The organism is Micromonospora sp. NPDC005305, from assembly GCF_040607315.1.
In the GTDB taxonomy this organism is placed as follows: domain Bacteria; phylum Actinomycetota; class Actinomycetes; order Mycobacteriales; family Micromonosporaceae; genus Micromonospora.
Window position 1 is genome coordinate 44,484 of record NZ_JBEXGL010000005.1, and the last position, 14,887, is coordinate 59,370.

The following is a 14,887-nucleotide window of genomic DNA, read 5'->3' on the forward strand; positions in this document are numbered from 1 at the left end:
ACGGTGCTCGGAAAGACGTGAAGAAAGCGCGGATATGACCAACGACTCGTTCTCCGCGGCCGCGAGCCTCGACGAGCTGCTGACCAGGACGCAACAGGCGCTGTCCGCGATGCGGTCCCGGGCCGTCGAGCACGCCGACGGCGCGCCGGCCCAGCTGCTCCGCGCCGAGGGCGGTGCGGCCGGCGGCCGGGTCCGCGCCGTCGCCGTCCAGGGTGGCCGGCTGGAGTCCCTCACCGTCGACCCGGAGCTGGCCGGGGAGCCCCTGGAGACCCTGTGCGGGCACCTCGTGGTGGCCGTGAACGCCGCGCTCACCGAGCTGGACGCGCGGGTCAGCGCCTCGGCCCGGGCGGACGTGGACGCCCTCGCCGCGCGGCTCGGCGGCCTGCCCGAGCAGTCCGCGCGGGACATGGAACGGTTCAGCCGGGCCATGGAGGGCGTCGCGGCCCGGATCCGGCGCGACGGCGCCGCCGGTTCACGCGCGGCCCGCCCGGCCTGACCGCGGGCGGGAATCCGCACCGGCCGCGACCCGCGGCGCAGACGGCGAAGCGGCCGGCCGTCGGGAGGACGACGACCGGCCGCTCCGGTGTGCTCTCAGCTCAGGGTGAGCGAGGTGTCGTCGACGACGAAGGAGGTCTGCAGGGAGCTGTCCTCCACGCCGGTGAACGAGATGGTGGCGGTGGTGCCGGCCAGCGACGAGACGTCGAAGGACCGCTGCACGTAGCCGGTGGCCTTGTTGAGGTTGGAGTAGGTGGCCAGCGTGGTGCTGCCCGCCTTCACGGTCAGCTTGTCGTAGGCGGTGGTCGTGGTGGACTCCGCGCTGTCGATGTGCAGCCAGAAGCTCAGCGTCGCCCGGCAGCCGGCCGGGATGGACACCGACTGGGTGACCGTGTCGGTGTGCGTCGAGCCGTAGCCGTCGAGCCAGGCCTTGTACGAGCCGCCGTGCGCGGCCTGGGCGGTGTCGTTCGTGATGACGCCGGAGCTGGCGCTCCAGCTCACGTTGCCCGACTCGAAGCCGGGGTTGGCCAGCTTCTGGCCGGTGCAGCTGCCCGACGGCGGGGTGGTCGTGGTGGTCGGGGTCGGCGTCGGCGTGCCGGTGCAGGTCGCCTCACCGGTCTGTGCCGGCACGCTGATCGCGGTCCAGGCGGCCTTGACCGCGTTGAACTCGGTGCAGCTGGTCGGGTAGAGGTTCTTCGCGGCCTGCAGCGTCCAGACCCGGTACTTCAGGTACGACGAGGACGAGGTCTTCAGCAGCATCGCGTTGTACATGATCTTCATGGCCTTCTGGATGCCCAGGCCCGTGACGCTGCTGCCGTTGCAGGTGGAGCTGGCCGGCTGGCCGTTGGTCGGGCTGCTGCCGTTGGCCAGCAGGTAGAACCAGTGGTTGCCGGGGCCCGCCGCGGCGTGCACCTCGGTGCCCGGGATGCTGCTGGAGTAGCAGTTCGGGTCGCCCAGCGCCGACGGGTTGTACATGTTGCGGATCGGGCCGCTGCCCACCAGGTTGACCTTCTCGCCGACCAGGAAGTCGGGAGCGTCGTAGCTGGACGGCTCGTTGGCGAACCACTCGGTGGCCGCGCCGAAGGTGTCGGCGACGAACTCCTGGGTGCCGCCGCCGGAGATGCCGCCCGGGGTGTGGTCGTCGATGCCGTGGCCGATCTCGTGGGCCACCACGTCGAGCGAGCCGATCCACTGACCCGCGGTGTTCTTGCCGATCTGGACCTGGCTGCCGTCGTAGTAGGCGTTCTGGTCGTTCAGGCCCACCCGGATCGGCCAGTAGCCGCCGTTGCCGTCGGCGCCGTTGCGGCCCAGCCACTGCGCGAGCATCTTGTGCTCGGTCTGCGCGGCGAACAGCGCGTCGACGCAGCCGGTCTCCTTGTTGGTGGCGGTGCCGTTGCCCCAGGCGTCGTCGGAGCCGCTGAACGTCGTGTTGTTCGCGGCGTCCTGGCAGCTCAGGTTGGTGACGGTCGGGTCCTTCATGGAGTACGTGGTGCCGGAGTGCGTGGTGTTCAACGTCAGCGGGCTGGGCCCGTTCCACGCACCGGTGCCCGTGCCGTGCACGACGTGCTCCTGGGTGCGCAGCACCGCGCCGGTGCGGGCGTCGACGTCGACGGTGAGCCGGCTCGGGCCCTCGGCGCCGGTGCCCCGCACGGTGGTCTCCCAGGCCAGCGCCGGCTTGGCGCCGAGGGTGTAGACGACCAGGTTGGTGGCCTCGACGGTGCTGACCGTCTTGAGCTGGGCACGCGCCGTCTTCGCCGCGGCGGTCGAGGTCAGCTTCGGCGTGGTGGCGAGGCCGCCGATGGCCTGCTGCTGGGCGACGGAGGCGTACTTCAGGTTGCCGGCCGCGTCGGTGGCCAGCACGAAGTCACCGCCGACCACGGGCAGGCCCTTGTAGGTGCGCTCGTAGGGCACGTACTGGGTGCCCTCGGAGGAGATGACCGCCTTCTGCACGAACGCGTCGTCCGAGCTGGCGTGCAGGTAGGCGGGCCGGCCGGCGACCAGCGCGCGGGCCGAGTCGGCGGCGACGGCGCGGGCCTGGGCGGCGTCGGGTGCGGCGGGGCCGGGCGGCGCGGCCTGCACGGCCGCGGCGGTGCCGGCGGCGATCAGACCGGCCGCCGCCGCGCCGGAGAGCGCGACGAGGCGAGGTGAGAGCTTCAAGGGGGTTCGCTCCTGTTCCTAGGCGCGCCGCACGGAGCCCGGTGGGGACGGGCGGCGCGTTGTGGCGAGGCGGGTGACGGCCGTTCTCCGAGGCTGCCGGCGTGGCCCCGGTTCGACAGATCGACCGTCGTGAGCCGCCGGGGGTCGGCGACTCGCTGGGGGCACAATCACACGGCCCCGGGCCGGGATCAATGGGTGACCCGGGCAACCGATGTCGCACGGTTGTCGCGTCGTCGGCGCGAATTCAGGAAGCCATGATCTTCAATAGGCCCTGATCAGGCCGAATGTTCACGGCGACGATCCGAGCGCTGCCCGATCTGCGGCGATTGCCGCTGTGTGCGCAGGACGCGCATTGATCCTCGGTGCCGGCGGCGACCCGCTCCGCCGCTGCGACAGGCGTAGGAGGGGACGACGACCATCTTCCACAGGTGTCCGAAGACGTGGACGTCCATCGATCCGTAGGTTCGGGGCGACCGCCGCGCCGGCGTGTCCCCTGTGTACGCCGGCGGCCGGCGGGGGGAGGAGGAGCACGCGGATGCGAAGCGGAAGACATGCCTGGCGGGCCTCGGTGGTGGCCCTGGCGATCGCGGTCGCCGGCCTGCCGGCGACCGGCGCGTCGGCCCGACCGGCCGCGGAGGAGCGCGCCCGGCTCGTGGTCGAGGACGGCGTCACCCAACCGGTGTTCGGCTACGCCGACGCGGTCCGGGAACGGATCTTCGTCACCTCGGACGTGGACACCGACGCCGACGGTGCCCGCGACGTCGTGGCCATGGACATCATCCGGCCCCGGGCCAGCGAGAACGGGCTCAGGGTGCCGGTGGTGATGGACGCCAGCCCGTACTACTCGACGGTCTGCCGGGGCAACGAGGGCGAGTGCAAGGCCGACGTCGACGGCGACGGGCTGAACGACACCTGGCCGCTCTTCTACGACAACTACTTCGTGCCGCGCGGCTACGCGGTGGTCCTGCTCGACATGATCGGCACGAACAACTCGACCGGCTGCCCGGTCACCGGCGGCCGGGCCGACAACATCAGCGCGCCGACCGCCATCGACTGGCTCAACGGGCGCCGGCCGGGCGTCGACGCGGCCGGCCGGACGGTCGTGGCGGACTGGCACAACGGCCGGACCGGCATGATCGGCAAGTCGTACGACGGGACCCTGGCCAACGCCGCGGCGGCCAGCGGCGTACGCGGGTTGACCACGATCGTGCCCATCTCGGCCATCTCCAGCTGGTACGACTACTCCCGGAGCAACGGCCTCGTCACCCGGGGGAACAACTACTCGGGCAGCCTCGCGAACACGGTCACCAACCCGGACCGCCGGGCCCACTGCGCGCCGGTGCGGACCGCCCTCGGCGAGGGCGGCGACGACGTCACCGGTGACTACAACGACTTCTGGGCGGAGCGGGACTACGTGCCGCACGCCGGCCGGGTGCGGGCCAGCGTCTTCGTGGTGCACGGCATCAACGACGACAACGTCCGCCCCGACCACTTCAGCCGGTGGTGGGCCGCGCTGGGCGAGCGGGGTGTGCCCCGCAAGCTCTGGCTGACCGGCACCGGCCACGTCGACCCGTTCGACTTCCGGCGCGGCGCCTGGGTGGACACCCTGCACCGCTGGTTCGACCACTGGCTCCAGGGCCTCGACAACGGGATCATGCGGGAGCCGGCCGTCGACATCGAGCGGGCGCCGGACGTCTGGGAGACCGCGCGTACCTGGCCGCTGCCGGGCGCCCGGCCCACCCAGGTGTTCCTCCGGGCCCCGGCCGCCGGGAACGTCGGCGGGCTCGCCCTCCGCTCCGGGCCCGGCAACGCGTCGGCAACCTTCCAGGACACCCCCACCATGACGGCCGCCAACGCCATCCGGCACCCGTCGGACCCGGCGGCCAACACGGCGAACCGCCTGGTGTTCCTCTCCACACCGCTGACGGCGCCGCTGCACCTCTCCGGCACCCCGGTCGTGAAGATCAACGCCAGCGTCGACGGCGAGGACACCAGCTTCGCCGGACTCCTCGTCGACTACGGCACCCGCCCCCGGTTCAGCACCAGCGGCGACGGCATCCGGACGCTCACCGAGGAGGACTGCTGGGGCGCGACGGCGACCTGGGGCGGCTTCGCCGAGAACGCCTGCTACCGGAAGACGGAGAAGACCGTCGCGACCAACCCGCAGGAGCTGGTCACCAAGGGGATCATCGACGGCCTCAACCTCGACTCGCGGTCGGTGTCGACGCCGCTCGTGCCCGGGCGGAAGACCGCGGTCGACCTGGACCTGCTCCCCGAGGACTACGTGTTCGCCGCCGGTCACCAGATCGGCGTGGTCCTGCTCGGCTCGTACTCCGGCTACAGCAGCCGGGCCAAGCAGAACCAGGCCCACATCACCGTCCACTTCGACCGCAGCCGGATCACCCTGCCGGTGGTCGGCGGCCGGGCCGCCGCGGCGGCGGCCGGCCTGTAGGAGAGTCCGGGGCGGGGCGCCGACGACGTCGCCCCGCCCCGGTCACCGCTCCGGCTGGTACCGGCCGGTGAGCCGGCCCAGCTTCAGCGCCAGGTGCAGGCACAGCCGTTCGTTGCCGTCCTTGAGGTCGGTCCCGGCGAGCAGCTCCACCCGCTGCAGCCGGTAGTACAGCGTCGTCCGGTGCAGCCGGAGCTGTTCGGCGGTGGCGTGGGCGTTTCCGGCCAGGTCCAGGTAGGCCTCCAGGGTCTCCAGCAGCGCCTGGTGCGCATCGTCGCCGAGCAGCCGGCCCAGCCCGGGGTGCACCCGCGCGACGTCCAGGTGCCCGGCGTCCACCCCGGACAGCAGCCGGTAGATGCCGAGGTCCGCCCAGGGCACCACCGGGCCGAGGACGGGCAGTTGCAGGCCGACCCGGGCCGCCTGGAACGCCTCCTGGTAGGACAGGAGGCTGTCGTACAGCCGGGGGCGGCCGTCGCCGACCCCGAGCACGGTACGGCCCACCGACGCCAGTCCCCGCGTCGCCGCCCGCAGGGCCTGGTCGAGGTGCGCGGCCGCGTCCTCCGCCGCCACCCGGCCGGTGGCCCGCCCGCCGCACAGCAGCAGCACCCCGTGGTCGTGCCGGACCAGGTGCAGGGTCTCGCGCGACCCCACCCACTGCCGGGTGGCGACCAGCGCGTGCTCCAGGGCCACCCGGGCCGCGTCGTCGAGCACCCCGTCCCGGGTGACCGCGAGCTGGGCGACCAGCGCGGTGACCTGGCCGTCGCGGGCCACCACGCCGTCGGTCAGCAGCGACCGGACGGCCTCCCGCCGGGCCTCCGGGGACTCGACCAGCAGCGTCCGGGTCGCCTCCGCCTCCCGCTGCGAGGTCAGCTCGCCGAGCAGGTTCTCCCGGTAGAGGGCCAGCGACAGGTCCGGCATGGCCTCGGTCACCACGGAGATGTCCTCGTCGCTCATCCCGTCGACCGCGTCGATGAACCAGACGAAGCCCAGCAGCAGGTCCTGGTGCCGGATCGGCACGCAGACCCGGGGGAGCAGGTCCAGATCCGGGCGGGCCGGGGTGCGCACGGGCTGCCGGGCCTCCATGATGCCGATCTCCCGGGCCCAGGCGATCACCTCGGGCGTGGTGTGCCGGCGCAGGATCGAGCTGCGGCGCACGCCGTCGATCACCCCGGTGTGTTCGCTGTAGACGACGACGCGCTGGCGCCGGTCCTCGATGAGTGCCGGACGCTTCACCCGCGCCGCGACCCGGTCGACGATGCGTTGCAGCTCCATGCGCATGCGCTTCCCCCGGACCGGCCCGGGTCCCGGCGGGGTCCCCGCACGGCGCGGGCCGGACGTGTGCTGGTAGGACCCTCGGCCTACCTTCCGATGATGTTGGCGGGTGCGCAATACCCCGCGACAGCCGTACCTTCCGCCGGCGGCGGGGTTCCGGCATCTGTCGGAAGACCGCCGGCCGGCACGCCCCTAACGTGTGCGGGGCCGGGTCCGCCGAGAAGGGAACACCGTCGTGGCCGCAACCAGGCCCTGGCAGGGCGTCGTCGTCGCCCTCCCCACGCCGTTCCGCGACGACCTCTCCGTCGACTACGACCGGCTCCAGGAGCACGTGCGCTGGCTCGGCGAGGCCGGCTGCCGGGGGGTGGCCCCGTGCGGCCCGCTGGGGGAGTACCCGGCCCTGTCCGAGGGGGAGCGCGCCGACGCGGTCCGGGCCGCCGTGGAGGCCGCGCCGCCGGGCTGCGCGGTGCTGCCGGCGGTCGGTGGGTACGGCAGCCGGCAGGCGCGCCACTGGGCCGAGCAGGCGCGGGCCGCCGGGGCGCAGGCGGTGCTCGCGCCGCCACCGGTCGGCTACCCGGGCGGGCCCGCCGAGGTGGTGGCCCACTACCGCGAGGTGGCCGCCGTCGGGCTGCCCGTCGTGGTGTGCCGCGATCCTTCCGAGGTCACCGTGGACCTCACGCCGGACCTGCTGGCCCGGGTCGCCGAGACCGACGGTGTGGTGGCGGTGCGGGAGGACGACGTCCGCCGGCTGCACCGGATCCGGGATCTCTGCCCCCACCTGGACGTGCTGGCGGGCGCCGACGACGTGCTGCTGGAGCTGACCGTGTGCGGCGCGACCGGCTGGCTCGCCCGCTGCCCCAACGCCCTGCCGCGACTCTGCCTGCGCCTGCACCAGCTCTGCGCGGCCCACGACCTGGCCGCCGCGCTGCCGCTCTACGCCCGGCTGCACCCGCTGCTCGGCTGGGGCGCCCGGACCGAGGGGGTGCAGGCGGTGAAGCTGGCCATGGGCCTGGCCGGCCGGTACGGCGGCCCGTGCCGGCCGCCGCGCGGCGCGCTGCCGCCCGAGCTGGAGGAGCGGCTGTGCCGGGACCTGCGGCGGGCCGAACGGGCCGACGCCGGGCCGGTGCCCGCGACGTGAGCGTCCTGCACGTGTCGGAAGTCGCCGGTCCACCTGCCGACATCTGCACGGTGACCGCCACGCCGGCCGGCTCCTAGGGTCGACATCGGGCGTGATCAATGCGGACGGGTGAGCGCCCCCTGATCACCCCGCCCCCTCCGCCCGGACCTGAGAGGTGACTCGATGCGCCTTCTGCTCACCAGGCGTGCGGTGTGGCGCTCGGTGCTGGCCGCCGCCGTCACGACCGTCCTGGTCGCGACCGGCTCCGCCGGGCCGGCCTCGGCCGCACCGGACGGCCGGCCGGACGGGCCCGCCCCGTTCCAGCCGCTCGACCCCCAACGCTGGCAGAACCCGGACACGATGACCTGGGACGACTACCGGCAGGTGCCGGGCCGCGACTGGGCGGACCCGACCGTGCGCGGGTCGGTCCGCAACTTCAAGATCGCACTGGTCACGCTGGACTACGTGGACCAGCCGTTCGTCATCACCCAGCCGGCCGGCTCCACGGTCTTCGGCAACCCGCAGGCGACCGCCGCGAACGTGCCCCGCAACCAGGTCGCGGGGTTCTACACCGACTTCCTCAACAAGCCGGGCGACCTCAACCGGGGACACACCCTGCACGAGTACTGGATGCAGGACTCCAACGGCCGGTACGGGGTGGACCTCAGCGGCTTCGGCCCGTACGAGATGCCGGCGAAGTCCTACCAGTACGGCATCGACAACGGCTTCAACCCGGGGGCCTGCCCGACCGGGGAGACGTGCGCCAAGAACATCCGCACCGACGGGCTGGGCGCCTGGCGCGCGGCGGTCGGCGATGCAGTGGCCGACAGCTTCGAGCTGGTCTTCATCCTCTCGGCCGGCCAGGACGAGTCGTCGACCTGGCAGGAGTTCGGCCAGATGATGTTCCAGACCAAGGAGGACGTGCCGGACGCGTGGGGCCCGCCGGATCCCACCCTGCCCAACTACGCGAAGACCCGGTACGTCGAGTGGACCTCGTGGAAGGCGGCGTCGACCATCTGGCCGAACGCCGGGGGCGGCTCGTCCACCCAGGCGGAGAGCTCCGGCCAGGGCGTGTACGCCCACGAGCTGAGCCACCTGCTGAGCATCGGGGACAACTACAACAACCCGTACGGCACGCCGCTGCGCCGCGCGTACACCGGGATCTGGAGCATGATGTCGCGCGGGTCGTTCAACGGGCCGGGCGGGCCGCACACCCGGTGGCAGATCCCACCGGTCAACGGCGGCTCGATGGGATCGCTGCACATGCTGCGGGACAAGCTGAAGATCGGGCTGCTCGGTGAGGAGCACGTGCTGCGGCTGTCCCGGGAGGGGCTGGCCACCTCCGGGATGGTGGTCGCCGACGTGACCGCCCGGGCCGTGGACGCCGGGCCCGGCGGGCTGACCGGTCTCAACATCGCGATGAACACCGACCGCGCGCCGGGGTGCAGCGTCGCGACCGACCCGCTCTGCGACGGCGGCCGGTACAACAACTACACCGTCGAGGTCGTCGACCGGCTGGGCGCGGACTCGTTCACCCCGGACAACGGCGTGCTCATCAGCAAGACCAAGAACGCCGACAGCGCCCCGTTCGTGTGGGTGGTCGACGCCAACCCGCAGGACATCGACATGGTCGACTTCTACCAGCCGAACGGCACCCCGCAGAAGATCACCATGGGCGACTACCGGCAGCTGTCCGACGCGCTGTTCCACGCCGGGGCCAACTCCGGCAGCGAGTACGAGTACGTGGACGAGGCCAACCGGCTGCACTTCTACGTGCTCAACCTGCGCCGGGACGGCGACGGGGTGCTGTCGTACACGGTGGCCGTGCGGTCGCTGGACGGCGCCGGGCCGAGCGCGCACGGGGTGGCGCTGTCCAAGGGCCACCTGGTGACCCACGGCAAGCCCACCGGCAAGGGCGCCACCTGCACGTTCGACCTGACCAACACCGGGACGTACGTGGCCGGCGGGCAGCCGCACCCGGAGGACGCCGGGGCGTACCTGCGCTCCGACGTCTACCGGCTCTCGGCGACCGTCGGTGGCCGGGGCTGGCGGGTGGAACTGCCGAACGAGCTGGCCACGGCCGAGTTCGGGGCCCGCACCCCGGTGGCCGTCTCGGTCGGCGCCGGATCCGGCGCGACCGCGACCACTCTGGTGACGCTCACCGCCACCTCGGAGAGCGACCCGAGCAGGACGGTGACCAGCCAGTGCCGGGTCGAACGGCCCCGCGCGCAGCTCGGCTGACCGCACCCGGGGCGGTGCGGCGCACGCCGCACCGCCCCGGGTCCGCCCCCGACCACCAGGGAGGACAGATGCGTCGCCTGTTGGCAGCGCTCGTGCTGCCGTCGCTGCTCACCGGCGCGCTGGCCGCGTGCGGTGACGCCGAGGAGGCCCGGAAGGCGATGACCGTGCGGGTGCTCGTCCGGGACATCAACATCCGGCCGGCGGGCGTCGAGTGCGCCGGCACCGGCCCCTACACCCACTTCCACAACCGCGCGCCGTTCCAGGTGGTCGACACCGGCGGCCGGACGCTGGCAGAGGGGGCGCTGTCCCCGGGCCGGTCGGTGGCGACGTTCGCCGAGGACCTGGAGGTGTCGAGCGTGCCGACGTACTGCGAGTTCGCCGTGCCGGTCGACCTGGCCGAGCGGGACGCCTACCGGCTGGTCGTGGACGGCCACCCACCGGTCGACCTCACGCCGAACGACAGCGAGGGACCGGCGCTGGTCGCCGTGGTGCCGTCATGACCCCGGGGTACGCCGTCCGCCTGGCCGCCGTCGCGCTGGCGGCGGCGCTCGCGGCGACCGGCTGCTCCTTCGGCGACGACGCGCCCGCCCCGCCGGTGGCCGGTGGGGCCGCGGCGCTTCCGGGCCCCGCGCCGGCAGGTCTGGGCCTGCGCCCGGCGCCGTCCGGGGCGCCCGGCGCGCCGGCGGTCACCGGCGCGCTCACCGACGGCAGCCCGGTGGCCCTCGCCGATCTCTGGGCCGACCGCCCGGTCGTGCTGGTCTTCTTCACCTCCTGGTGCACGCTGTGCGCCGACCGTCAGGCGGCTCTGAGCGAGCTGGCCCGGCGCCACCGCGACGAGGTCGTCCTGGTCGGCGTGGTCACCGAGGACAGGCCCGAGGACGTCCAGCGCTACCTGCGGGAGCACCGGGTCGGGTACCCGGTCGTGCTCGACACCGACGGCGCCATCTGGCGGTCGTACGCGGTCCGCGAGCCCCCGGCCGTGGTGGTGGTCGCCAAGGGCGGCGCGCTGCTGCGCGGCTGGCCGGGCGGCGTGGACGGCGCCACCCTCGACGCCGAGCTGCGCAAGCTCGTCCTCCCGGGCTGACCGGGTCACCCGGGCGCGGGCGGCTCGCCCGGGGCGCGCATGTCGATGAACTCGGCGATCCGCCGCGCCCCGCCTGGCCGGCACCAGCTCCGGTGCCACCGGTCCCTCCTCGGTCCGGTCTCAGCGGGGCAGCCAGGCCGCCGCGTCGCCGCCCCAGCGCGTCGGCGGGCTCGCCCAGGTGCGCCGACCGCCGGGCAGCGTGACCGGCGGCAGCGCGTAGCGGAGGCGGCCCGCGGGGGCGTCCCGCTCGGCGCACCAGGGGTCGGGGCCGGGCGGGGTGGCGGCCGGGGCCGGCGCGGCCGGCAGGTCGTGCCGCAGCCACCCGGCGGTACGCGCCAGCGACAGCTCGGCGGTCCAGGCGCCCCCCTCGTGTGCGCGCCGCGCCAGTGCCCGGAGCACCGCCGCGGCGAGCAGGTACCCGGTGCCGTGGTCGAGCGCCTGGGCGGGCAGCACGCCCGGTGTGCCGTCCGGCCGCCGCTCGATCTCGGCGATGCCGGTGGCGGCCTGCACCAGGCTGTCGAAGCCGCGCCGCCCCGCCCACGGGCCGGTGCCGCCCCACGCCGACAGCCGGGCCACCACCAGGTCGGGGCGGTGCCGGCGCAGCGCCTCGGGGGAGAGGCCCCACCGGTCCAGCGCGCCCGGCCGGTAGCCGGTGACCACCACGTCGGCGTCGGCGACCAGCGCCGCGAACCGGGCCCGGTCGGCGTCCCCGCCCAGGTCGAGCAGGGTGGAGCGCTTGCCGGCGTCGGTGTCCAGGTGCTGCGGCTCCAGCTCCGGCAGGCCGGGGGAGTCGACGCGCAGCACGTCGGCGCCGAGCAGGGCCAGGAACCGGGTGGCCACCGGGCCGGCGATCACCCGGGTCAGGTCGAGCACGCGTACCCCGGCGGCGGGGAGCCCGGGTGGCGCGGGTGGCGCCGGGCGCGCCGCCGCCGGAGCGTCGGCGCGCAGCCGGACCAGCGGTTCCGTCGCGACCGCCACGGCCTGCGGATGGGTGTCCCACTCCCCGGGCGGGCGGGCGGCGACGGCGAGCCCGCCGGCCGCCGTGACGCGCTCCTCGACCGCGACGGCCGGGCGGGCGCCGACCCGCTCGCCCACCGCCGCCACCAGGGCCTCGTCGTCGGGGTGCGCCGGGTCCAGGTCGAGCGCGGCCAGCAGCCGCCGCCGGTGGTGCGGGTAGTTGGCGTGGGTACGCACCCAGCCGTCGGCGGTCGGCCAGTACCGGGACAGCGGGGCGAAGCCGCTGAACCCCCGCCCGTCCACCCGCAGGTGCCGCTCGCTGGTGAAGGAGACCGCCACGGCGCGGCTGTCCACGGTCAGCGACCCGGCCGGCCCGGCCCCGCGAGCCCGGGCCAGCTCCAGGGCGGCCAGCGCGGCGGCGGCGACGCACGCGACGGCCAGGTCGGTCACCGGCAGCCGGGCCGGCAGCACCCCGGCGGGGCCGGTCGGCCGCACCGCGCCGAGGGCGCCCGGGTCCCCGCCCAGCGCCGCCCAGGCCGACCGGATCGCCTCCGTCGTCGAGTCCACCACCGGTCGATCATCGCACCGCCGGCGGCGGCCCGGCGCTCACCGGGGTTTCCGGGTCTTCGACGGCGTCAGGCTCGGCAGCGGGCTGAGCGAGGGGGAGATGGTCGGCAGCGAGGTCGGCCGCCTGCTGGGGCTGGGGCTCGGGCGCGACGGGGTCGCGCTCGGCGTCGGCCGGGCGGACGGGGTGGGCGAGGAGGTCGCCGGCGGCGGGGTCGGGGCGCTGGTCTCCGGGGCGTCGTCCGGGAACGCCGGCTCGGCGAACCGGTACTTGTCCGGGTCGAGCTTCAACGCCGCGGTGGCGTCCGCCATGAACTGCCGCCAGATCGGCCCCGGCCCGGTGGAGCCGTAGACCTCGTAGCTGCCGCCCGTCGTCCGCAGCGGCTTGCCGTCGGTGGTGCCCAGCCAGACGGCGGAGGCGAGCGCCCCGGTCCAGCCGACCATCCACGTGTGCACGTTCTGGGTGGTGCTCTGCCCGGCCTGCCAGGTGCCGGTCTTGCCGGCCGAGTCCCAGTCGTTGTCCAGCTCGGCCGCCTTGACCCGGCGCAGCGTCCAGTCGAGCTGGTTGATCGCCTCCTGGTCGAGGCCCAGGTCCGTCGTCTTGAGCTGCTCGCCCCACACCTTGTCGTCGCCCTTGGTCACCGACCGGACGAAGTGCGCCTCGGCCCGCTTGCCGCCGGCCGCGAACGTGGCCATCCCGTTGGCGTGGTCCTGGACGCTGATGCCGTACTGGCCGATGCCGACCTCGGTGGAGAACCGCCGGGCCACCTCGTCGGCGGGCTCGCTCCGCAGATCCACCCGCTGGGGCTGCGGGTTGCCCCTGACCGTCTCCCACATCGACTCGACCCCGGCCCGCTTCGCCATGTCGATGACCGTGGCGGTGCCGAGCTTCTCGGTCAGCTCGAAGTAGGTGACGTTCAGCGAGGCGACCGTCGCCTCCCAGAGCGCGCACTTCGGCTGGCAGGGCGCGTGTTCGGCGTTGCGGATCGGGCCCGCCGCGCTGCCCTTGGTGCGCCCCGACTCGGGGAACTCCTTGGTGTCGGGGGAGTCGAACCGCTGCTTCACCGAGATGTCGTTCTCGACGGCGGCGGCCAGGTCGTACACCTTGAACGACGAGCCCGGCGGGTGCTGGCCGAACCCGCGGGCCTGGCCGTTCTCGTCGCGGTACCAGCCGGCGTAGTCGGCGCCGGAGCCGCTGTTGCCGCCGTAGTAGCCGAGCACCCGGCCGGTGCCGGGCTCCACCGCGACGAGCGCGGCCTGCCAGTTCTTCGGCTGGCCGCGGACCGCCTCCGGTGCGCTGTCCCGGCGGATGTCGGCGGCGGCCTCCGCGGCGTCCTGCACCCGCTTGTCGATGGTGGTGACGATCTTGTAGCCGCCGTCGCGGATCACCTCGTCCGGCCTGCCGCGGAACGGCTCGGTCTCCCGCAGCTCGCTGAGCACGTGGTTGACCACCAGGCCGGTCGGCCGGTCCAGGCCCGAGCGGCCCGCGGTCGGGTCGATGGGCCGCACCGAGTCCGGGTACGCCAGGTTCGCCGCCTGCTCCGACGTGAGGTAACCGAGCTTCACCATGCCGTCACGGACGTAGTTCCAGCGGTCGATCGAGTTCTGCTTGGCCAGGGCGTTGCGCCGGGGGTCGTAGCCGGGCGAACCCTCGGGGTCGGCCGGGTCCGCCTCCGGCTGCTTCACCATGGCGCAGAGCACCATGGCCTCGGCCTGGGTGAGCTGCTGCTGCGGCGGGGCGTCCCGGCGCACCGTCTTGCCGAAGAAGGTCTGCGCGGCCGCCTCGATCCCGTACGCGCCCCGCCCGAACGGAACGGTGTTCAGGTAGAAGCCGAGGATCTCCTCCTTGCTGTACGTGTCGTCCAGCTTCCAGGCGACCACCGCCTCGCGCAGCTTCCGGGAGTAGGTCACCCCGCGCAGGTCGGCGGCGACCCGCGCGTACTGCTGGGTGAGGGTGGAGGCGCCCTGCCGCTGCCCGCCGGTGACGTTCGCCCAGGCGGCCCGGAGCACGCCCTTGAAGTCCACGCCCTTGTTGGTCCAGAAGGTCCGGTCCTCGGCGGCCACGATGGCCTGCTTGGCCGAGTCGTTCATCTGGTCGTACGGGACGATGGTGCGGTTCTCCGCGCCCAGCTTCGCCATCGGCGTGCGCCCGTCGGCGTAGTAGACGGTGGTCGACTCCGGCAGCTTGAGGTCGGTGGGGGTCGGCACGCTGTCGAAGTAGTAGCCGCCGGCCACCAGGCCGGAGCCCGCCAGCAGCGCGAACACCGCCAGCACGACCAGCAGGCGGTGCCGCCGGCGCCTCCGCCCCGGAGTGGGGGTCGCGGAGCCGTCGGCGTCGTGGTCACCGGTTTCACGCATCCGCACCCGATACCCTCCGACTGCTCGACCGAATCGTGTCCCTGTCCGGCTCGCAGGCTAGCCGAGCTGCGGCCACGGCACCGGCGTCCGGCGTTCTTCGCCGCGGCGGCCACCGCGTCGACCGCCCGGAGACATTGACAGTCGCGGCTGCGCCGGGCAGGCTCTGACGAGCTGCGGGAACGCTCCCATCGCC

At 74.2% G+C, this 14,887-nt stretch carries 10 protein-coding genes; 6 read left to right on the forward strand and 4 right to left on the reverse strand.

Features of this window, described 5'->3' with window-relative positions:
- Nucleotides 1–34 precede the first annotated feature (34 nt).
- A complete protein-coding gene (locus ABZS80_RS10455; RefSeq protein ID WP_355055463.1) occupies nt 35–496 on the forward strand; it encodes a YbaB/EbfC family nucleoid-associated protein in 462 nt (153 codons plus the stop codon).
- Nucleotides 497–591: 95 nt separating this feature from the next.
- Here the strand turns inward: ABZS80_RS10455 and ABZS80_RS10460 are convergent, their stop codons facing one another.
- On the reverse strand, nt 592–2,652 hold the full coding sequence (locus tag ABZS80_RS10460; RefSeq protein ID WP_355055464.1) for a M4 family metallopeptidase: 2,061 nt from the start codon (nt 2,650–2,652) through the stop codon (nt 592–594).
- Nucleotides 2,653–3,187: 535 nt separating this feature from the next.
- On the opposite strand from ABZS80_RS10460, the gene ABZS80_RS10465 reads away from it, so the two are divergent.
- Nucleotides 3,188–5,104, forward strand: coding sequence for a Xaa-Pro dipeptidyl-peptidase (locus ABZS80_RS10465; protein ID WP_355055465.1), 1,917 nt, complete (start codon nt 3,188–3,190; stop codon nt 5,102–5,104).
- A gap of 42 nt (nt 5,105–5,146) precedes the next feature.
- Here the strand turns inward: ABZS80_RS10465 and ABZS80_RS10470 are convergent, their stop codons facing one another.
- Nucleotides 5,147–6,373 carry a helix-turn-helix domain-containing protein gene (locus ABZS80_RS10470; protein ID WP_355055466.1) on the reverse strand — a complete coding sequence of 409 codons (1,227 nt, stop codon included), beginning with the start codon at nt 6,371–6,373 and terminating at the stop codon, nt 5,147–5,149.
- Between the two features lie 235 nt (nt 6,374–6,608).
- Here ABZS80_RS10470 and ABZS80_RS10475 point away from each other — a divergent pair, with 235 nt between their 5' ends.
- From ABZS80_RS10475 to ABZS80_RS10490, 4 genes are all read left to right on the forward strand, one after another.
- Entirely contained in the window at nt 6,609–7,511 is a 903-nt protein-coding gene (locus tag ABZS80_RS10475) for a dihydrodipicolinate synthase family protein (protein WP_355055467.1), read from the forward strand.
- A gap of 162 nt (nt 7,512–7,673) precedes the next feature.
- Nucleotides 7,674–9,731: a M6 family metalloprotease domain-containing protein gene (locus ABZS80_RS10480; protein WP_355055468.1), complete on the forward strand. Its 2,058-nt coding sequence runs from the start codon at nt 7,674–7,676 to the stop codon at nt 9,729–9,731.
- Nucleotides 9,732–9,799: 68 nt separating this feature from the next.
- A complete protein-coding gene (locus tag ABZS80_RS10485) occupies nt 9,800–10,231 on the forward strand; it encodes a hypothetical protein (protein ID WP_355055469.1) in 432 nt (143 codons plus the stop codon).
- Nucleotides 10,228–10,815, forward strand: a complete 588-nt coding sequence (locus ABZS80_RS10490; protein ID WP_355055470.1) for a TlpA disulfide reductase family protein — start codon at nt 10,228–10,230, stop codon at nt 10,813–10,815. Before ABZS80_RS10485 ends, ABZS80_RS10490 begins: the two co-directional genes overlap by 4 nt.
- Nucleotides 10,816–10,935: 120 nt before the next feature.
- Here the strand turns inward: ABZS80_RS10490 and ABZS80_RS10495 are convergent, their stop codons facing one another.
- Both ABZS80_RS10495 and ABZS80_RS10500 read right to left on the reverse strand, forming a co-directional pair.
- The gene (locus ABZS80_RS10495; protein ID WP_355055471.1) at nt 10,936–12,342 is read right to left on the reverse strand and encodes a CoA transferase; all 1,407 of its coding nucleotides are present in this window, start codon (nt 12,340–12,342) and stop codon (nt 10,936–10,938) included.
- A gap of 36 nt (nt 12,343–12,378) precedes the next feature.
- Nucleotides 12,379–14,694, reverse strand: a complete 2,316-nt coding sequence (locus ABZS80_RS10500; protein ID WP_355055472.1) for a transglycosylase domain-containing protein — start codon at nt 14,692–14,694, stop codon at nt 12,379–12,381.
- Nucleotides 14,695–14,887: the final 193 nt, after the last annotated feature.

Excerpts from the sequence above, each read along its gene's own strand:
- ABZS80_RS10455 (WP_355055463.1), top strand. The coding sequence starts at position 35 with ATGACCAACGACTCGTTCTCCGCGGCCGCGAGCCTCGACGAGCTGCTG.
- ABZS80_RS10465 (WP_355055465.1), top strand. The coding sequence starts at position 3,188 with ATGCGAAGCGGAAGACATGCCTGGCGGGCCTCGGTGGTGGCCCTGGCG.
- ABZS80_RS10470 (WP_355055466.1), bottom strand. The coding sequence starts at position 6,373 with ATGGAGCTGCAACGCATCGTCGACCGGGTCGCGGCGCGGGTGAAGCGT.
- ABZS80_RS10480 (WP_355055468.1), top strand. The coding sequence starts at position 7,674 with ATGCGCCTTCTGCTCACCAGGCGTGCGGTGTGGCGCTCGGTGCTGGCC.
- ABZS80_RS10485 (WP_355055469.1), top strand. The coding sequence starts at position 9,800 with ATGCGTCGCCTGTTGGCAGCGCTCGTGCTGCCGTCGCTGCTCACCGGC.
- ABZS80_RS10490 (WP_355055470.1), top strand. The coding sequence starts at position 10,228 with ATGACCCCGGGGTACGCCGTCCGCCTGGCCGCCGTCGCGCTGGCGGCG.
- ABZS80_RS10500 (WP_355055472.1), bottom strand. The coding sequence starts at position 14,694 with ATGCGTGAAACCGGTGACCACGACGCCGACGGCTCCGCGACCCCCACT.